The following is a 17,480-nucleotide window of genomic DNA, read 5'->3' as shown; positions in this document are numbered from 1 at the left end:
ATGTCCGACGAAACGAATAACGGGACGTCCCGCCGCGGCTTCCTGCGCCAGGCGGCACTGACCGGCGCAGGCATCGTGGCCGGTGCGACGACCGCCCGTGCCAGCGAACCTGATCCGAAGATCACCGAGGTACAGGAGTGGGCCACCGCCTTTGGTGATCCGGTCGATGCGGCACCCTATGGGACGCCGATCCGCTTCGAATCCCATGTCGTGCGCCGCAATGTCGAGTGGCTGACGGAAAGCCCCGTCTCCTCGATCAACTTCACCCCCATTCACGCCCTGGAAGGGACCATCACGCCGCAGGGCTGCGCGTTCGAGCGCCATCATTCCGGCGCGATCGAACTGAGCAAGCAGGACTACCGCCTGATGATCAACGGGCTGGTCGAAAAGCCGCTGGTCTTTACCTTCGAGGACCTGTTGCGCTTTCCCCGCACGATCAACACCGCCTTCCTGGAATGCGCCGCCAATGGCGGCATGGAATGGGGCGGCGCCCAGCTCGAGGGCTGCCAGTTCACCCAAGGCATGATCCATAACATGGAATATACCGGCGTGCCCTTGCGGCTGCTGCTCGAGGAAGCGGGCGTCAAGCCCGAGGGAAAATGGATCTATGCCGAGGGCGCCGATGCAAGCTCGAACGGCCGATCCATCCCGATCGAGAAGGCGCTCGACGATGTCATGGTGGCGTTCTTCGCCAATGGCGAGGCCTTGCGCAAGGAGCACGGCTACCCGGTGCGCCTGGTGGTGCCCGGTTGGGAAGGCAATATGTGGATCAAATGGCTCCGGCGGATTGGCGTCTACGACAAGGCGGTGGAAAGCCGCGAGGAGACCTCGAAATACACCGACCTGATGCCCGACGGCCGGGCCCGGAAATGGACCTGGACCATGGACACGAAATCCGTGATCACGTCGCCCAGTCCCCAGGCGCCGATCCGGCACGGCAAGGGACCGCTGGTGCTGACCGGTCTCGCCTGGTCGGGCAATGGCAAGATCAAGCGGGTCGACGTCTCGCTCGACGGTGGTGTCAACTGGCAGGAGGCACGGATCTCCGGGGATATCAAGTCCAAGGCGCTGACGCGCTTCCATCTCGACATCGATTGGGACGGCAGCGAGATGCTGCTGCAATCCCGCGCGATCGACGAGACGGGCTATGTCCAGCCGACCAAGGATGCATTGCGCGAAATCCGTGGTCTGAACAACGTCTATCACAACAACGGGATCCAGACCTGGTGGGTCAAAGCCGATGGAGAGGTCGAGAATGTCGAAGTTGCGTAACCGTTTGGCCTGCACGGCGCTGGGCCTCCTGTTTCTGGCAACGCCGGCACTGGCCGAAAAACTGGGCCTGGGTCGTCCGGCCCTGCCCGAGGAGGTTTCAGCCTGGGACGTTGCCATTCTTCCCGACGGTACCGGGCTGCGTCCCGGCTCCGGGGACGTGGCGACAGGCGATGAGGTGTTCGCGGAGAAATGCGCGACCTGCCACGGCGAGTTCGCCGAGGGCCTTGACGCCTGGCCGGTTCTCGCGGGCGGCGAAGGCACCCTCACCGACCGGCGGCCGGTCAAGACGATCGGCAGCTACTGGCCCTATCTCTCGACCGTATGGGACTATGTCCACCGGTCCATGCCGTTCGGCTCGGCCCAGACGGTGACGGTCGACGAAACCTATGCGATCACCGCCTTCCTGCTGTATTCGAACGGCCTGGTGGACGAGGACTTCACGCTTTCGAACGAGAATTTTAAGGAAGTCGTGCTGCCCAATGCAGACGGTTTCTATGTCGATGACCGCCCCGAAACCGAGTATCCGAAGTTCCGCGTCGAGCCCTGCATGAAGGATTGCGGCCCGGCGGTGAAGGTCACCAAGCGTGCCGTCGAGCTCAAGGTCACCCCGACCGACGCGGATGGTCGCCCGGCTGGAACCATACCAGCCTATGACGAGGCGAGTGCCGGCGAACCTGCCGCTGCCCCAAGCACTGACACCGCCGAGGCGGCGCCGGTCGAGGGGCAGGAGCAGGCAGCAACGGCGCCTTCAACCGAAGCGGCGCAAGCGGCACCTACCGCTGCGGCAGAGGCACCGCCGGCGACGGACGCAGCGACAGCACCGGCCCCCGCCTCGACGGAAACGGCCGGCGTCGATCCGGCCCTGATCGACCAGGGGAAGAATGTCTTCAAGAAGTGCTCCGCCTGTCACAAGGTCGGGGAGGGAGCCAAGAACGGCACGGGGCCGCAGTTGAACGGCATTGTCGGTTCTGCGGCCGGCCATGCGGAAGGGTTCAAATATTCCAAGGCCCTTGCCGAAAAGGCCGCTGCGGGACTAACCTGGAATGATGCGGAACTTCAGGCGTTCCTCGAGAACCCGAAAGACTTCATGAAGGGCACGAAGATGACTTTTGCGGGCCTGAAGAAGGCGGAGGACCGCGCAGCGGTCATTGCCTATCTGCGCAGCATCGGGAAGTGATGCACGCCCATGCGGTGGAGCCTCGCAGCCATCGCCGCCTCATGGATCGCTGCCGGCTTCACGCCGGCCGCGGGTCAGTCCCTCGGCGATGCGACGCGCGGCGCTGACCTCTTCAAGAATGAGTGCTCCGCTTGCCACCAGGTGGGAAGCGGGGCCCAAAACCGGATAGGGCCGAAGTTGAACGGCGTCTTCGGCCGCAGAGCCGGCTCCATCGAGGGGTTCAAGTATTCCAAGTCGATCGCCCGCATGGGCGCGGACGGTCTGGAATGGCACCTCGAGACTCTCGACGCCTACCTGACAAATCCGAAGACGCTCGTTTCGGGAACCCGGATGAACTATCCGGGATTGGCCAAGCCGGAAGATCGGGCTGCGATCCTCGCCTATCTGCGCCTATGGTCCGACAATCCGCGCGACATTCCCGAGGCCGATCCCACGGCATCCAAGCGCGAGGTGGAACTCGACCCGGCCGTCCTCGCCATCCAGGGCGATCCCGACTTCGGGCAATATCTCTCTTCCGAGTGCACGACATGCCATCAGAGCGACGGTTCGGACAAGGGCATCCCGTCGATCACCAACTGGCCCACGCAAGACTTCGTCATGGCCATGCACGCCTACAAGCGCAAGCTGAGGCCACATCCGGTCATGCAGATGATGGCGGGCCGGCTTTCGGACGACGAGATCGCCGCGCTGGCCGCCTATTTCGAAGGCGTCGACTAGCAAGAGACATGGACTGAACCGCACGACAACAGCCAATCTGGGAGAGAGCACATGAGGCTGACGAGACGGAATTTCATCGGAACCGGTATTGCCACCGCGGCCCTTCTCCATGCGCCTGCGGTGATCGGCCAGTCGAAGCCGAAGGTCGTCGTGATCGGAGGGGGCGCGGGCGGAGCGACTGCCGCGCGCTATCTGGCGAAGGACAGCGCCGGGGCGCTCGACGTCGTGCTCGTGGAGGCCAATCCGCTCTACACGACCTGCTTCTTCTCCAATCTCTACATCGGCGGTTTCCAGGAGTTCGAGAGCCTGCAGCACGGCTATGACAAGATCGCCGCCGGCGGCGTCACGGTGATCAACGACCTGGCGACCGCGGTCGACCGGACGGCCAAGACCGTCACACTGGCGGGAGGGCAGACGCTCAACTACGATCGCCTGATCCTGTCGCCGGGCATCGACTTCAAGGAAGGCTCGGTGCCCGGATGGTCGCTGGATGCGGCGGAGAAAATGCCGCATGCCTACAAGGCCGGCCCGCAGACGCAGCTCCTGAAGAAGATGGTCGAGGAAATGCCTCAGGGCGGGGTCTTCGCCATGATTGCGCCCCCCAATCCCTACCGCTGCCCCCCCGGCCCTTACGAGCGTGTCAGCATGGTTGCGCATGTGCTGAAGCAGAAGAACCCCACGGCCAAGATCCTGGTGCTGGACCCGAAGGACAAGTATTCCAAGCAGGCCTTGTTCGAGGAAGGCTGGCTGAAACATTATGACGGAATGGTCGAATGGATCGGTCCGGAATTCGGTGGCGGTGCCGTCGAGGTTCGACCCGACACGATGGAGGTCGTCGTCGAAGGGACCGCCCAGAAGGTCGATGTCTGCAATGTCATTCCGGGTCAGGTTGCCGGCAAGATTGCCCAGATCGCCGGCGTCACCGACGACAAGGGCTGGGCTCCGGTGCATCCCGACAGCATGAAGGCGAAGGCCGACGCGAACGTCTACGTGCTTGGAGATTCAAGCGCGCAGGGCGACATGCCGAAGTCCGCCTTCTCCGCCAATAGCCAGGCCAAGGTCGCCGCCATGTCCGTTCGTGGCGAACTGCTGGCCTCGAAGGTGTTCCCGGCAAAGTATTCCAACACCTGCTGGTCGCTGATTGCGCCGGATGACGGCGTGAAGGTCGGGGCCTCCTACCAGCCGACGCCGGAGAAAATCGCATCGGTCGAAAGCTTCATCAGCCAGACGGGCGAAGACGCGGCCCTGCGCAAGGCGACCTATGAAGAGAGCCTTGGCTGGTATGCCGGGATCACGTCGGACATCTTCGGATAACTCACAATCACCGGGCGTCGCAGAAGCGCCGGTATAACGCGGGAAGACAGACATGCTGAACAGACGAACCTTTCTTGGCGCCGCGGCGATGTCCGCGGTGATGCTTCCGGCCACGAGGATCTGGGCCGGCTCGAACGTAAAACTCGGCACCATCCAGATCGACACCTTGTCGGACGGCAACCTCGTCCTTCCCGCCGATTTCATCCTCGGCGGCATGCCGCAAGCGGAGCTGAAGGTCATCGTCGAGAAGTTCGGGCTGTCCACCCAACAGCTGACCCCTCCCTGCAACGTGACCCTCGTTCGCGATGGCACCAATACGGTCTTGTTCGACGTTGGCGCAGGGCCCGATTTCCAGCCTTCCGCCGGAAAGCTGGCGGAGGCGCTGGAGGCGCTCGATGTGGCATTCGAAGACGTCACGCATGTCGTCTTCACCCATGGACACCCGGATCATCTGTGGGGGATGCTCGACGAATTCGACGAGCCGATCTTTGCCAATGCGGTCCACATGATGGGGCAGGCGGAATTCGATTACTGGACCGATCCGGACACTGCCCAGACCATCGGCGACGCCAGGACCACCTTTGCCGTCGGTGCCGCCCGTCGGCTCGGCGTCGTCGCGGACCGCATGACTTTCATCGCCGACGGGCAGGAGATCCTGCCCGGAATGGCGGCGCGGCTGACGCCCGGCCATACGCCCGGTCACATGGCGTTCGAGATCCGCTCCGGCTCCGACAGCGTCATGGTTGTCGGCGATGCGATCGGCAATCACCATGTCGCCTTCGAGCGGCCGAAATGGCCCTCGGGATCGGATCAGGACGGGGAGCGTGCCGCGACGACGCGGGCGGCGCTGCTCGACCAACTGGCGGCGGACAAGATGCGCCTCATCGGCTTTCATCTGCCCGATGGCGGGATTGGTCGTGTCGAGAAGGACGGCACTGCCTACAGGTTTGTCGCCGAAAGCTGATTGGCTGCTCTGGGCTCGCCTGCCCGCTGGTCGACGATCAAGTCGGTTGCGACGGCGCCGATCCACATGCACAGAAGCGCAAGCCAGGCGGTCGCCGCGAACACGGAGCCGCCGGTCACGCCCGCGCCAATGGCGCATCCGCCGGCGAGCATGGCGCCGAAACCCATCAGCGCCGCGCCAAGCATGGAGCGGCGCATCTGGCTTTCATCGCTGAACCCTTGAAACTTCAATTCGCGTGACAGCAGGGCGGCCAGGAAGGCGCCAATGACCACGCCGGGCACCAGGCCGATGTCGAAATCCAGTACCGGGTCTTCGGTCAGGAAGAACATCAACATGCTGGCCGACGGTCCGGAGAAGGTGACCGAGTTCACGGAGACGGGCTCGAAGGCGGATTGGGACAGCGAGAATGTCAGGACCCAGCCGACGGCGACGGCAAAACCGACGCCGGAGGCGAAGACCAGCTTCGGCCAACCGAGACGGTGGCGGATCGCCAGCCATATCGCGCCTGCGGCGATGATCAGGCCGAGTGCAAGGGCTGTTCCCGGCGGTGCGGAGACCGAGGCAAGCAGGTCGACATTCTGTCCGGCCGGGGTGGTCCAAAGCGAAGCCAGATAGGTTCTCGCCGGTGCAAGCCAGCCATGCAGTGCCATCTGCGCGACAACGGCGAAGATCAGGCCCGAGACCACGGACCGCAAATTGCCTGTCGAGGCGAGCACCAAGAGGCGCCCCGAGCATCCCCGGGCAAGAACCATTCCCACGCCGAACATCAAACCGCCGATAATCGCGCCGGACCAACTGCCGGTGATCGACATGACGCGCGAGGCGTCCGGACGGAAAAGTCCCATCAGAACGGCCGACTGGACCCATACCAAAGCCGTGGAGAAGGTCAGCAGCCAAACGGCGATCTTCGGTCCAAGCGATCCGCGGGCGAATTCGACGGTCGCTGCCCTAAGGCAGAACGAGGAACGCTGTGCGGCGACGCCAAAGATGCCACCCGTGACCAGCCCGAAAAGGACGGCCAGGTGCGTTTCGTCGAAACGGTCAAGCAGTGGCGTCACATCCATTCGAGGGGCTTTCTCCCAATCCGGGGTCAAACGGCCAGCGCAATCCATCGCTTTCGATGTGGAAACCGACACATTCACAGGTAGCTATATCAAAATGCCTGCCGTGCATAAACAGCGCGATTGTCGCAGGGCTTACAAACTTTGCCGCCGACGGCCGGGGATACACTGTCGGGTGTCCCAGCAATTCCGATGCGGTGACGTTCTCCCGCCAAAGCGCTTCTTGGCGGCTTCCTTGCAGGACGCCGGGGAAGAGCAAGCGGGCGGCAATGTCGGCTTGCTTGTTCTGGATCAACAATGGCCGCAAGCGCAGTCGCTATATTAAAAGATGAGGTCTTTGCAAAAGGGAGAGCAGACATGGGAATCATCGAAAGAGTCGGCATGCGGCTCGAACGCCAGTCGCATTTGATGAGCGTGATGATGGAGCGGCTGGGCGTCGACCAGGAACTGGCGGGACAGGAGCAACTCGGACTGGGCCTGGCCCGGGCCGTGCGGTCCTGCATGTTCTGTCACCACAGCGCCGAATGTGAGGAATGGCTTTCCGCCCATGGCGAACGCCAACCGGAAGCCGGCCCGGAATTCTGTGGCAACAGGCGCTTCTTCGGTGCTCACAGCTGATTGCCGGTCCGCAACAGGAGCCTTTGTTTCGTTCCCAAAGACTCCAAGGGTCGAGCCGGAGGTGCCGGTGCTGTCCGCTCTCGATCCTATCCGCCGAACGCTGTCGTTGGCGCCATTCGATGCTGGGTTCTTGCGCAGGCTAGGCGGTGTTTCTTTTCAAGGTCACCGCAACAGACAGGCCACCCTCGTTACGATTGCGGAAGTCAAGGCGCCCGCCGAGGCGCTCGACGGCCATCTGGACAATCGATAGACCAAGGCCGCTGCCGGACGAGGCGCTGAGCGGCCCCCGGTAGAAGCGTTCGACCGCTCGCGTCTGCTCGGTTTCGGACATGCCGGGTCCGACATCGTCGATCTCGATCGTCAGGCCATCGGCAGAGGTGCTGACGGTGCAGACGGCCTCGGTGCCTTGGGGAGCATGCTGAAGCGCGTTTTCCAGGAGGTTTCGCAGGGCGAGCCGCAACAGGGTCCGATCGGTCGGGATTGAAATCGCGCCACTCTCGGCATCGCGGCGAACATTGATGCGCACATCCCGCTGAGCCGCCACGGGCGACAGTTCGGCGGAAAGCTCTTCGAGCAGTCGATACACGTCGACCGGGTCGCGTGCGACGGCATCGTCCCGTGCATCCACGCGCGCCATGTCGATCAACTGGCGGACCATGCGGCTGGTGCGGTCGACGCTGCTGAGGATCTGGCCGAGCGCCTGACGGCGCGTGTCGGGATCATCGCTGCGAATGGCGATCTGCGCCTGGGTTCTGAGGCCGGCCAGCGGTGTCTTCAATTCATGGGCGGCGTAGGCGGTGAAGTCGCTCTCCCTTGCGCGCACGTCTTCGACGCGCCGGAAGAGACTGTTCAATGCGGCGATCATCGGCCGGATTTCGCGGGGCGCCGGTGCTTCGGGAAGGGGATGAAGCTCGGTCGCGGAGCGGGACGAAAGGCTGGCCGCGATCCGGTTGAGGGGGGCAAGGCCGCGACCGACGCTCAACCAGATGAGCAATGCCAGCAGGGGGAGGATGGCCAGGGCCGGAATCAGCAGGCCCTTGATCACGTCACCCACCAGCCGCTCGCGGATCTCGAGGCTGTCGCCGACCAGGACCCGGACCCCGAGCGTCGGATTGATCACGGCAAAGACCCGCCAGCGCTCCCCGTTGATCTCGGTTTCGGCGAAGCCTTCCCGGTGGTCGGCGAGAGAGGTGGCCGGCGCGCTTTCCGACCGGCTGACAAGCGTTCCCTGCAAGGACCAGATCTGACAGGACAGCTGGCGATTGTAGTCACCCTCTACACGCTCGAACTCGCTGCTCGGCTGCCGGGCATTGGCGGCATCCACCGCCGCGGCCACATCGATATGGTGGTCGGTGATCAGGGAACTGACCATGCGCGCGGCTTCGGTGAGGCGCGCATCGAGCACTCGCTCGACCTCGGCCTGGGTGTTGCTATAGGTCCAGACGACGGCAAAAAGCCAGACCGCGCCGGTGGTGGCGAGCAAGATGGTGAAAAGCCGGAAGCGGATCGAGATCATGGTGTATCGTCCTTCAGCCGGTAGCCGACGCCGCGCACGGTTTCGATCAGGTCAGGGCCGAGCTTGGCGCGGATCTTGTGCACGTGGACCTCGACGGTGTTGCTCTCGACATCCTCTTGCCAGCCATAGAGCTTCTGCTCCAGCGCCGTCTTGGACTGGATGGTGCCCGGGTTGTCCATCAAGGCCTGCAGGATGGTGAATTCCCGACGCGACAGCGGCACGGTCCGGCCGTCGCGTTCGGCGCTCATGCGCGCCGGGTCCAGCGTGACGCCACGCCATTGCGGCCGGCTTTCCGCTCGCCCCTGCGCCCTGCGGATGATGGCGCGCAGGCGTGCGGCCAGTTCGTCGAGGTCGAAGGGCTTGCCGAGATAGTCGTCGGCGCCGGCGTCGAGGCCGGCGATCCGATCGCCCACCTCGTCGCGGGCGGTGAGCAGCAGGACCGGCGTGCGCTCGCCCGAGGCGCGCAACTGGGCCAGCACATCGAGACCGGAGCCGTCCGGCAGCATCAAGTCGAGTACGATGGCGTCGAAGCGGTTGACGGCAACGGCTTCGCAGGCGTCGGCCACGCGGCCGACCGCGTCGACGGTGAAGCCGAGCATGTTCAGCCCGACCTTCAAGCCATCCGACAGGACCTCGTCGTCCTCAACCACCAGCAGACGCATCACACCTCCGTGAACCTGACCTTGGCCGCCTCCATGCGCGGTTCACCTTAAGCCTGCCTTAAGGTAGCCGGTCGATCGGTGCCCCCAACGACAAATGGTGCGCCGCCGGAAGGACGCAAGGCATGAACTTTTCCAAACCCGTCATCGGGCTCCTGTTTTCCGCTCTGTTTGCCATCCCCGTCGGCGCGCTCGAACGGCCGCTCGACATGGACAAGGCATTCGTCTTCAGCGCCGAGCGAAGCGAGGAGGGCCGGGTTTCCCTGCGCTGGGACATCCAAAAGGGCTATTACCTCTACCGCGAATATCTTGCCGCCGCGACCCCGGACGGACGGCCGGTCGCGCTGGAAACCAGGCCCGGCACGCTCAAGGACGATCCAGGCTTCGGAAAGGTAGAGGTCTACTTCGATCATGCAGAGGCACTCGCATCGACAGATGCCGCGGCAATCGAAGTCACCTACCAGGGATGCCAGGACCAGGGTATCTGCTATCCGCCGACCACGCGCACGATAGAACTCGCTGCCCTCGCGGCGGAGAGCGGGAGCAAGTGGACGCCGCCCGGCACAACGGAGACGGGTGCCTCTACGCCGATCTCCGTCGAGACGCCGACAGTAGCAGTCGAAACGGGTTCGGCCGCCGGCGTCACCGGACTGGCCAGTGCCGCCTCGCCGTCGGCCGGCATGGTCGAGGGTTTCCTCGCCCGTGGCGGCGTACCGCTGCTTCTGGCGGCCTTTCTCGGCCTCGGCATGCTGCTCGCCTTCACCCCTTGCGTCTTCCCCATGTACCCCATAGTCGCCGCGACGCTGGCCCGCGAAGGTGAGCGTCTGACGGCGCGGCGCGGTTTCCTGCTTTCCCTGACCTATGGGCTGGGGCTGGCGACTGCCTTCGGCATGCTCGGTCTTGTTGCCGCCTGGTCCGGGCAAAACCTGCAATTTGCCCTGCAGTCGCCGGTGACGATCGCCCTGACCGCCATACTGTTCGTCGTCCTCGGTCTCGCCAGCTTCGGTCTGTTCGAATTGCAGCTGCCGGCGGCTTTCACCCGGCGGTTCGTGGGCAAGAAGACAAACGGTTCCGGATCGATCGCGTCGGTGGCGGCGCTCGGTTTCACTTCCGCCCTGATCATCGGGCCCTGTGTCACCGCGCCTCTGGCGGGCGCCCTTCTCTACATCGCCGGCTCGGGTGACCTTTTTCTCGGCGCGGCGGCGCTCTTTGCCCTCGGGCTCGGCAAATCCGTTCCGCTCGTCGTGATGGCCACGTTCGGCTCGGGAATACTGCCGCGTGCCGGTGCCTGGATGGAGCGCGTCCGCCAGATCTTCGGTTTCCTCTTCATCGCCACGGCCGTCTGGCTTGCCGAGCCGCTGCTGCCGGTAGCGGCCGTGCTGGCGCTCTGGTCGATCCTTCTCGTCACCTTCGGCGTGTTCATCGGCGCTTTCGACAGCCTGCGCCCCGAAACCGGTGCAATGGCTCGGCTCGGCAAGTCCGCGGGCCTGCTCTCTGCGCTTTACGGCGCGGTGCTCGTTGTCGGTCTGGCGGCGGGTGCCAGCGATCCCCTGGCGCCGCTCGCGCCATTTTCTGCAGGTAGTACCACCCTGTCCCCGGCCGGTGTGTCGAAGAAGGACTTCTCCCCGATTGCATCCGCGCGCGAGCTCGAAACCCTGCTTGCCGCGAGCGCCAAGGGAAAAAGGCCTGCCCTCGTCTATGTCACGGCCGACTGGTGTGTCAGCTGCCGGACGATCGAAAGAAGTGTCTTGTCGCATCCCGAAGTCGGCGATGCGCTGGCCGGTTTCGATCGGCTGAGCGTCGATCTCACGACGAACAATGCGGATCTCTCCGGCTTGATGAAATCCCTCGATATCATCGGTCCGCCGACCATGCTGTTCTTCGACGGGACGGCGGAAGTGCCGGAAACCCGGCTTGTCGGCGAGGTCGACACGGTCAATCTGGTCCGCTCCGCCGGGCGAGCACAGGGGGCCGTGCAATGAATGCAGTGTCCATTGGTCCGCTGGCCTTCGACGTCGAAAGACTGGCCGCGATCCTCGGCATCGGCGCCTTCGTCGCGCTGGCGAGCCTGCTTTCCTCCCGTGTCGACAGTCGTCTGGGGCCCTGGTCGACGATGACGCTTGTTCTCGGTCTGATCGGCGCGCGCGCCGGTCATGTCCTCGCACACTGGGAAAGTTTCCTCGCCGAGCCGTGGCGCATCCTGGCCTTCTGGCAGGGTGGCTTTTCGGCGACCGGGACTCTGGCCGGCATCCTGATCGCGGCCGTGCCCCTGCTCCGGCGGTCATCCCGTCTGATGCCATGGGCGGCAGGCAGCCTGGCGGCCGGTGCTGTTGCCTGGTTCTCGATCCTTGCACTGCTTGGCAGCAATGGGGCAATCGCCGCGCCCGACACGCGGCTGGCGACGCTGGATGGCCGCTCCATCGCCCTTTCCGAACGGGATGGCCGCCCGCTCGTCGTCAACCTCTGGGCAAGCTGGTGCCCGCCCTGCCGGCGCGAAATGCCGATGATGGCGGAGATGGCGCGCCGCCATCCGCAGATCGATTTCGTCTTCGCCAACCAGGGAGAGGCGCAAGAACGGGTCGCGGACTATCTCGCCGATGCCGGCCTCGCGATCGACACCGTGATCGCCGACCGGACCTCGCTTCTGTCGCGGCACTACAAGGCGCCGGGCCTGCCCGCGACGCTCTTCATCCACCCCGACGGCACGCTCGCCGCATCCCATCTCGGGGAGATCTCGCGCGAGACCCTGTCGGAACAGATCAAACGAATTGCAGCTCCGCTTGCGGAAAAGGACATATGAATGCGTAAATCCATCCAACCGGGGCCGGTGCGCCGTGTGCGGCTCCTGGCCCTGCCCCTGGTCCTGCTTTCCCTGTCGGCCTGCGTGCAGACGACAAAGCCAGCCGTCGAACCGGAGGTGGCGAAAGTCGACCCGTCCGTCGCCAGCATGTATGCGGCGATCGACGACGGCGGGAACTTGATCCCCGCCGTGGATGCGACGAAGATCGAGTCGAAGAATGTGCGCCAGTTGGTCGATTACCAGACCAAGGAGCCGCCGGGCACCATCGTCGTCGATCCGCACGCACGCTTCCTCTATCTCGTCATGGAGAACGGCAAGGCCATGCGCTACGGCGTCGGCGTCGCCAAGGCAGGCCTCGAATTCGTCGGCGAGGCGGACATCGCCCGCAAGGCGCAATGGCCGGGCTGGACGCCGACCCAGGACATGATCAAGCGGGATCCCGAGCGCTACGAGCCGCTCGCCAAGGGATTGCCGGGCGGGCTCAAGAACCCGCTCGGTGCCCGTGCGCTCTATCTCTACAAGGGCGGGCAGGACACGCTCTATCGTATCCATGGAACCAACGAGCCCTGGTCGATCGGCAAGTCCGTCTCGTCCGGCTGCATCCGCATGCTCAACCAGGACATCATCGATCTGCACAGTCGCGTGCCGAAGGGGTCGCGCGTTGTCGTGCTCGGCCCCGAACAATCCGGAAAAGGAGAAATCTGATGCTCACCCGCAGGAACCTGATCAATGCCACGCTCGGTACCGTGGCCCTGTCGACCCTCATGCCGCGTCTCTCATTTGCACAGGACGTCACCAAGGAAGAGATCTACTTCGACAAGGATGCCCCCGTGCTCGGCAATCCGAAGGGCGACGTCACCCTCGTCGAATTCTTCGACTACCAGTGCCCCTATTGCAAGAAATCGCATCCGACGGTGAAGAAGCTGGTTGAGCAGGACGGCAATATCCGCCTCGTGCTGAAGGACTGGCCGGTCTTCGGCGGTGCCTCGATCTTTGCCGCCCAGGCCGTTCTCGGCGCCGCCCAGATCGGCCAATATGAAAAGGCAATGGAAGCCCTGATGCGCACCTCCGGCAAGCTGACGGAGGAGGTGGTGGAGAAAGCGCTGACGGGCGCCGGCCTGAAGATGCAGGACATCGTCGCGGCCGTGAACAAGCACAGTGGCAAGATTTCCGGTCTGCTCGACCGCAACTACAGCCAGGCGCTCGCCCTGAATTTCGTCGGCACGCCGTCCTTCGTCATCGGGTCGCACCTCTATCCCGGCGTACTGGATGAGAAGGGGCTCAAGGAGGCCATTGCCACGGCACGGGGATGAACGGGCGCAGCCAACCTGACCGGCCGGCTCGGCGGGACGGGTTGGCTGCGTGCGCGAAAACCGGCTAGATGAGCTTGCGCCGCAGGATGAGCGGGCCATAGAAAGCCGCGAAGCTCAGGAAGGCGATGATCCATAACAGGCCGGCGAGCGGCAGGAGGATCATCGTGTATTCCGGGGCGAGCGCCACGCCGATGCGCAGCAGGGTCGCCAGCACGATCGGGATGTAGATGCCGATCGTGGTCGAGGCGGGCGAGCGCAGCGCCTGGCCGGAATGGCCGCGCGTGGCCCGGGTCATCACGGCCAGCGTCATGGCCCCGATCGCCCCGGATGTCCAGGCATGGACACCGGCGGTGCGCAAGCCGGGATCGTCGAGCAGCAGGGCAGCCCCGGTCATCAGGAAGCCGAGCGGAATGAAGAAGAAGGCGATGTGCAGGATCGTCACCAGTGGTTCGGCCAGCGTGCGCTCCGGCCTCCAGCGGAGTTGACGGAGAAACTGGGCGAACCCGGCCATGATGAGCAGAAGGCCGGCGTAAGGGGTGAGGGCGGTGATGCCGGTGGCGATCGGCCATGCGGCAAGCGCGAGGCCGGAGAGCACCATGGCCGAAAGGTCGAAGCGGTTGAAGGCCGGAGGGATCGCACCCGGATTGTTCTGGCGCAGCCAGTTGCCGGTGAAGCTCGGGATAATGCGGCCGCCGATGAGCGAGATCAGGAAGATGATGGTCGCGATGGCAATCCGGTCGGCAAGTTCGATGCGGCCGTAGCGGTCGAATTCCCAGAAGAAGGTCAGTTGCGCGGCAAACAGTATGCCGATGACGGCGATGACCTTGTAGTTGCGGCTGTTGCGGGCAGCGACCAGTTCCCTGAGTATCAGACCTGCCAGGCCCGGAAGGAAGGCGCCGGCCATGACCATGGCGGTCAAAAGACCGATGGTTTCCGAGCCTGCGATCGCCAGACGGCCGGCGAGCCAGAGCCCGAACAGCAGGGCGAGGGGCCAGCCGGTAAATGCCTTGCGGCCGGTCCAGTTGGGCACGGCGGTGAGGAGGAAACCGGCGATCACGGCGGGGACGAAGCCGAACAACAGTTCGTGCTGATGCCAGACGATCGGTGAAAGGGCCGTCGGAACGTGGATGAAGCCGAGAAACCACGGCACCCAGAGCGCGATCATCAGTGCGGCATGCAGGGCGGCGAGGAGGAAGAAGGGGCGAAAACCGCCGGAGAAGAAATGGGCGATCAGCGAGGGGGAGTGTTTATCGACGGGGTGGGACATTCTCAGCAGCTTTCGGAGGCAAGGGTTGTGGCTCGCGGTCGCGGGCGATCAGGCAAAGACGTCCCGCCCCTCGGCCTTGGCGGCAAGAAGTGTTTCGATCATCAGCCGCTCTGAGGAGACGTGGCGGCGCAGGCCTTCGAGGAAACCCTGCAGCATGTAGCGAACCGTCTCGGGCGGCAGCGGGCATTTTCCCTCGGCCACGGTCTCGAGCGTCTTGACCATTTCCTCGCTGGCCAATCCGTCACAGCGATGCTCGGCCTTCAGCCGTTCGATCATCATGGCGGCGAAGCAGGAGCCGGCGTTCCTGTCGAAGTCGGGAAAGAGGATTTGCTCCTCGAGCCTGTGCGCCTCGGTCAGCAGCGGGCCGAGGGTTTCGCTGACCTCGCGGCACGTGGCGCTGTCGACGTCGAAGGGAATGGAGTCGGCAATCTCCTCGAGCGTCAGGCAAAGGCCAAGCAGCCCGGCATGGTTGCGCTCAAGCGCGACGATTCCTGCTGCATCGAGATCAATGGTCAAGGACATGTTCGTTTCTCCCTGGAGCAGGCCGGAGCTTGACCGGTGCCAACCGATCGGCCGGTTCAACGCCCGCCACTCTTCCGACTGCAATCCCACCCTGCGTCAGGTCACGCAGGCCTTCTTTGTCGAGACGCAAGGAATTGTGCGACGCACCGGATTGCGGCGCGTCGCCGGCTAGCGTCTCCCGGGCGGCAGATTGAGCTGCCAGTTCGTCACCAGGCGCACCAGCCAGTCGACGAAGACCCTGACCTTGTTGCTCAGGTGCCGGTTGGGGGGATAGACGACATAGAGGGCAATCGGCTCGGTGCGCCATTCTGGAAGGACGCGCACGAGGTCGCCCTTTGCCAGCGCCTCTGCCGCCATGAAATGGGGGAGCGGAGAGATGCCGAGACCGTTCAAGGCCGCCGTCAGATAGCTGCGCGCATCGTTTACGGCGACGAGATAGCGACCGTTGACCTCGATCTTCTCACCGTCCCTTTCGAAGTCGAAGGCCATGGTTCGATTGTTCTGGGCCATGAAATAGCTGACGCAGTGATGTCTGTCCTCCAGTTCCAGGGGGTGTTGCGGGGTTCCGTGCCTTTCCAGGTACCCCGGCGCGGCGCAGGTGATCATGGATAGTTCCGACACCCGACGGGCGATCAGCGACTGGTCGGCCGGAACGCCGCCGCGCAAGGCGCAGTCGACATTTTCCGCGAGATAGTCGACGGGACGGTCGCCAACGCCGAGGTCGATGCGGATCTCCGGAAAGCGGGCGTGAAAATCGTGAAGGGCCGGGATGACGATCCAGTCGGCAAAGGCGCCCGCCATTTCCACGCGCAGCCGGCCGCTCGGCGCCATCTGCGAGTTTGAGAGGCTGGTGTCGAGTTCGTCGAGCTGGGCGATGATCTGCGTTGCCCGCTCGTAATACAAGGCGCCGTCCGTGGTCACCATGACGCGCCGGGTAGTGCGGTTCAAGAGCTTGGTATGAAGGTGCGCCTCCAGCCCCTGGATGAGATTGGTGACCGTCGCCTTGGGCAGGCTGAGCGCTTCGGCGGCGCGGGTGAAATTGCCCGTTTCGACCACCCGGACGAATGCGCGCATGGCTGATAGCTGATCCATGTGTCGGTTCCTGTCAGTATGCGATGCGAAATTGTTCGAGATCTTGAATAGTGCGCTCGCATTTGCCGTACTTGTTCAATAATGCGAATAAAGTACATTGGTTCTCAAGAGAAGCCAATCATGCCGAGGGATGGTGAAAACAGCCGGCCCTCAACATGTGCTTGGATTGAACTCCTGTATCTGAAATGCCGATCGGTGCCCGGTAAGACCGCCTTTGGCAACTTCCCGGTGACCCGAGCCGTTGGCCGTTTAACAAGGGAAGGGTTGTTGTCATGCGCATTCCCCGCTACCTGCCGGTTCTGATCCCGCTCTTTGTGAGCGCGGTCCGGGTCCTGTGGCGCGCGGAGTGAATGTTCGATGCCTGTCGAGATCAAGGATATGACGCTGGACAATGTGGCCGTTGGGCCCATTGCCGTTCGGGTCTACCAGGGAGCGGAATATGGCAAGGGTCCTCCGGTCCTGATCTATTTCCACGCGGGTGGGTTTCGTCATGTAGGGCTTGGCGATTGCCCGATGGCGGAATGTCTCGCCGGGACGGGCGCGATCGTCGTGGTGCCGGATTACAATGCCCTCGGTTCGGTTTTCCCCAAGCCGCTCGAGGTGGGATTTGCCCTCTTCTCCTACATGGCGAAGAAGCGGGCAGGCTTCGGTGACCGCAAGTCCTTGCTGCTGGTCGGCGGCTCGGAAGCTGGCGGCAATATCGCTGCTGCGGTCAGCCTCAAGGCGCGCGACCATTTCGCCGACGAACTGGACGGTCAGGTGCTGGTCTCACCGCTGCTCGACCCCTTCATGGGGACGCCCTCGTTCCGCAAGGCCGAAGCAATCGGCATGCGGGATCTCTGGGCGGAGGGATGGAGCCATTATCTGAGCGGCGGGATCTGCCATCCGTATGCGGCTCCGTCCGGTTGTTCTCGGTTGGCGGGACTTGCGCCGGCGCTGCTGCTTTCGTCGGAGGATGATCCGCTTCTCGACGAGACCCTCTCCTATGCCCAGCGACTGAAGAGCGCGGGTGTCGAGGTTCGACAGCATGTCCTTCCCGCCAGGGCAGGCTGGCCATCGGTATATGGCGGGAAGACGGAGGAAGCCCCGAGTTGGCAGGAAAGCGCAAGCAGCGAGTTCGCAGGCTTCGTACGCGACATCTGCGCTCGCAGAGCTGATTTGAAGACGATTTGATCTTAAGCGGCCGTG

17 protein-coding genes are annotated in these 17,480 nt (G+C 63.9%); 11 read left to right on the top strand and 6 right to left on the bottom strand.

Features of this window, described 5'->3' with window-relative positions; genetic code table 11:
- From soxC to DYZ14_RS03220, 5 genes are read left to right on the top strand one after another with little or no spacing between them, the layout of a single operon-like run.
- Window positions 1–1,272 (top strand): sulfite dehydrogenase, encoded by a 1,272-nt coding sequence (gene soxC, locus DYZ14_RS03240; protein WP_154719319.1) that lies wholly within the window; start codon window positions 1–3, stop codon window positions 1,270–1,272.
- On the top strand, window positions 1,256–2,449 hold the full coding sequence (locus DYZ14_RS03235) for a c-type cytochrome (protein WP_154719318.1): 1,194 nt from the start codon (window positions 1,256–1,258) through the stop codon (window positions 2,447–2,449). Before soxC ends, DYZ14_RS03235 begins: the two co-directional genes overlap by 17 nt.
- A 9-nt stretch (window positions 2,450–2,458) precedes the next feature.
- Window positions 2,459–3,166 (top strand): c-type cytochrome, encoded by a 708-nt coding sequence (locus DYZ14_RS03230; RefSeq protein ID WP_154719317.1) that lies wholly within the window; start codon window positions 2,459–2,461, stop codon window positions 3,164–3,166.
- Between the two features lie 51 nt (window positions 3,167–3,217).
- Window positions 3,218–4,480 carry an NAD(P)/FAD-dependent oxidoreductase gene (locus DYZ14_RS03225; protein WP_154719316.1) on the top strand — a complete coding sequence of 421 codons (1,263 nt, stop codon included), beginning with the start codon at window positions 3,218–3,220 and terminating at the stop codon, window positions 4,478–4,480.
- A gap of 52 nt (window positions 4,481–4,532) precedes the next feature.
- A complete protein-coding gene (locus tag DYZ14_RS03220) occupies window positions 4,533–5,444 on the top strand; it encodes an MBL fold metallo-hydrolase (RefSeq protein ID WP_154719315.1) in 912 nt (303 codons plus the stop codon).
- On the opposite strand, the gene DYZ14_RS03215 is transcribed toward DYZ14_RS03220, so the two are convergent.
- Complete coding sequence (locus DYZ14_RS03215) at window positions 5,420–6,508, bottom strand: YeeE/YedE family protein (RefSeq protein ID WP_154719314.1); 1,089 nt, start codon at window positions 6,506–6,508, stop codon at window positions 5,420–5,422. The genes DYZ14_RS03220 and DYZ14_RS03215 overlap by 25 nt on opposite strands.
- 354 nt (window positions 6,509–6,862) lie before the next feature.
- Here DYZ14_RS03215 and DYZ14_RS03210 point away from each other — a divergent pair, with 354 nt between their 5' ends.
- Complete coding sequence (locus tag DYZ14_RS03210) at window positions 6,863–7,123, top strand: DUF6455 family protein (protein ID WP_154719313.1); 261 nt, start codon at window positions 6,863–6,865, stop codon at window positions 7,121–7,123.
- Between the two features lie 139 nt (window positions 7,124–7,262).
- Here the strand turns inward: DYZ14_RS03210 and DYZ14_RS03205 are convergent, their stop codons facing one another.
- Window positions 7,263–8,639 (bottom strand): ATP-binding protein, encoded by a 1,377-nt coding sequence (locus DYZ14_RS03205; protein ID WP_154719312.1) that lies wholly within the window; start codon window positions 8,637–8,639, stop codon window positions 7,263–7,265.
- Window positions 8,636–9,301: a response regulator gene (locus DYZ14_RS03200; protein ID WP_115671776.1), complete on the bottom strand. Its 666-nt coding sequence runs from the start codon at window positions 9,299–9,301 to the stop codon at window positions 8,636–8,638. The genes DYZ14_RS03205 and DYZ14_RS03200 overlap by 4 nt, the downstream gene beginning before the upstream one ends.
- Window positions 9,302–9,423: 122 nt before the next feature.
- Here DYZ14_RS03200 and dsbD point away from each other — a divergent pair, with 122 nt between their 5' ends.
- The 4 genes from dsbD to DYZ14_RS03180 are packed head-to-tail and all read left to right on the top strand — an operon-like array spanning window position 9,424 to window position 13,411.
- Complete coding sequence (gene dsbD, locus DYZ14_RS03195) at window positions 9,424–11,280, top strand: protein-disulfide reductase DsbD (RefSeq protein ID WP_154719311.1); 1,857 nt, start codon at window positions 9,424–9,426, stop codon at window positions 11,278–11,280.
- A complete protein-coding gene (locus DYZ14_RS03190; protein ID WP_154719310.1) occupies window positions 11,277–12,098 on the top strand; it encodes a TlpA disulfide reductase family protein in 822 nt (273 codons plus the stop codon). Before dsbD ends, DYZ14_RS03190 begins: the two co-directional genes overlap by 4 nt.
- The gene (locus DYZ14_RS03185; protein ID WP_115671773.1) at window positions 12,099–12,803 is read left to right on the top strand and encodes a L,D-transpeptidase; all 705 of its coding nucleotides are present in this window, start codon (window positions 12,099–12,101) and stop codon (window positions 12,801–12,803) included. It begins immediately after the preceding gene.
- On the top strand, window positions 12,803–13,411 hold the full coding sequence (locus tag DYZ14_RS03180; RefSeq protein WP_115671772.1) for a DsbA family protein: 609 nt from the start codon (window positions 12,803–12,805) through the stop codon (window positions 13,409–13,411). The genes DYZ14_RS03185 and DYZ14_RS03180 overlap by 1 nt, the downstream gene beginning before the upstream one ends.
- Window positions 13,412–13,475: 64 nt before the next feature.
- Here DYZ14_RS03180 and DYZ14_RS03175 read toward each other — a convergent pair whose 3' ends face one another.
- The 3 genes from DYZ14_RS03175 to DYZ14_RS03165 form a co-directional block, all read right to left on the bottom strand.
- Window positions 13,476–14,678, bottom strand: a complete 1,203-nt coding sequence (locus DYZ14_RS03175) for an NnrS family protein (RefSeq protein WP_154719309.1) — start codon at window positions 14,676–14,678, stop codon at window positions 13,476–13,478.
- A 48-nt stretch (window positions 14,679–14,726) separates the two neighbouring features.
- A complete protein-coding gene (locus tag DYZ14_RS03170; RefSeq protein WP_154719308.1) occupies window positions 14,727–15,200 on the bottom strand; it encodes a hemerythrin domain-containing protein in 474 nt (157 codons plus the stop codon).
- A gap of 168 nt (window positions 15,201–15,368) precedes the next feature.
- A complete protein-coding gene (locus DYZ14_RS03165) occupies window positions 15,369–16,292 on the bottom strand; it encodes a LysR family transcriptional regulator (protein ID WP_115671769.1) in 924 nt (307 codons plus the stop codon).
- Window positions 16,293–16,649: 357 nt separating this feature from the next.
- Between DYZ14_RS03165 and DYZ14_RS03160 the strand changes: the two genes are divergently transcribed.
- A complete protein-coding gene (locus tag DYZ14_RS03160) occupies window positions 16,650–17,465 on the top strand; it encodes an alpha/beta hydrolase fold domain-containing protein (protein WP_154719307.1) in 816 nt (271 codons plus the stop codon).
- Window positions 17,466–17,480 lie beyond the last annotated feature (15 nt).

The organism is Ciceribacter sp. T2.26MG-112.2, from assembly GCF_900492205.1.
In the GTDB taxonomy this organism is placed as follows: Bacteria; Pseudomonadota; Alphaproteobacteria; order Rhizobiales; family Rhizobiaceae; genus Allorhizobium; species Allorhizobium naphthalenivorans_A.
Note: the sequence above shows the minus strand (reverse complement) of the source record. Positions and strands in the feature narration are given on the sequence as shown.

Bases quoted from the DNA above. Each gene is read 5' to 3' on its own strand.
- soxC (WP_154719319.1), top strand. From the start codon at position 1: ATGTCCGACGAAACGAATAACGGGACGTCCCGCCGCGGCTTCCTGCGC.
- DYZ14_RS03235 (WP_154719318.1), top strand. From the start codon at position 1,256: ATGTCGAAGTTGCGTAACCGTTTGGCCTGCACGGCGCTGGGCCTCCTG.
- DYZ14_RS03230 (WP_154719317.1), top strand. From the start codon at position 2,459: ATGCGGTGGAGCCTCGCAGCCATCGCCGCCTCATGGATCGCTGCCGGC.
- DYZ14_RS03225 (WP_154719316.1), top strand. From the start codon at position 3,218: ATGAGGCTGACGAGACGGAATTTCATCGGAACCGGTATTGCCACCGCG.
- DYZ14_RS03220 (WP_154719315.1), top strand. From the start codon at position 4,533: ATGCTGAACAGACGAACCTTTCTTGGCGCCGCGGCGATGTCCGCGGTG.
- DYZ14_RS03215 (WP_154719314.1), bottom strand. From the start codon at position 6,508: ATGGATGTGACGCCACTGCTTGACCGTTTCGACGAAACGCACCTGGCC.
- DYZ14_RS03210 (WP_154719313.1), top strand. From the start codon at position 6,863: ATGGGAATCATCGAAAGAGTCGGCATGCGGCTCGAACGCCAGTCGCAT.
- DYZ14_RS03205 (WP_154719312.1), bottom strand. From the start codon at position 8,639: ATGATCTCGATCCGCTTCCGGCTTTTCACCATCTTGCTCGCCACCACC.
- DYZ14_RS03200 (WP_115671776.1), bottom strand. From the start codon at position 9,301: ATGCGTCTGCTGGTGGTTGAGGACGACGAGGTCCTGTCGGATGGCTTG.
- dsbD (WP_154719311.1), top strand. From the start codon at position 9,424: ATGAACTTTTCCAAACCCGTCATCGGGCTCCTGTTTTCCGCTCTGTTT.
- DYZ14_RS03190 (WP_154719310.1), top strand. From the start codon at position 11,277: ATGAATGCAGTGTCCATTGGTCCGCTGGCCTTCGACGTCGAAAGACTG.
- DYZ14_RS03185 (WP_115671773.1), top strand. From the start codon at position 12,099: ATGCGTAAATCCATCCAACCGGGGCCGGTGCGCCGTGTGCGGCTCCTG.
- DYZ14_RS03180 (WP_115671772.1), top strand. From the start codon at position 12,803: ATGCTCACCCGCAGGAACCTGATCAATGCCACGCTCGGTACCGTGGCC.
- DYZ14_RS03175 (WP_154719309.1), bottom strand. From the start codon at position 14,678: ATGTCCCACCCCGTCGATAAACACTCCCCCTCGCTGATCGCCCATTTC.
- DYZ14_RS03170 (WP_154719308.1), bottom strand. From the start codon at position 15,200: ATGTCCTTGACCATTGATCTCGATGCAGCAGGAATCGTCGCGCTTGAG.
- DYZ14_RS03165 (WP_115671769.1), bottom strand. From the start codon at position 16,292: ATGGATCAGCTATCAGCCATGCGCGCATTCGTCCGGGTGGTCGAAACG.
- DYZ14_RS03160 (WP_154719307.1), top strand. From the start codon at position 16,650: ATGCCTGTCGAGATCAAGGATATGACGCTGGACAATGTGGCCGTTGGG.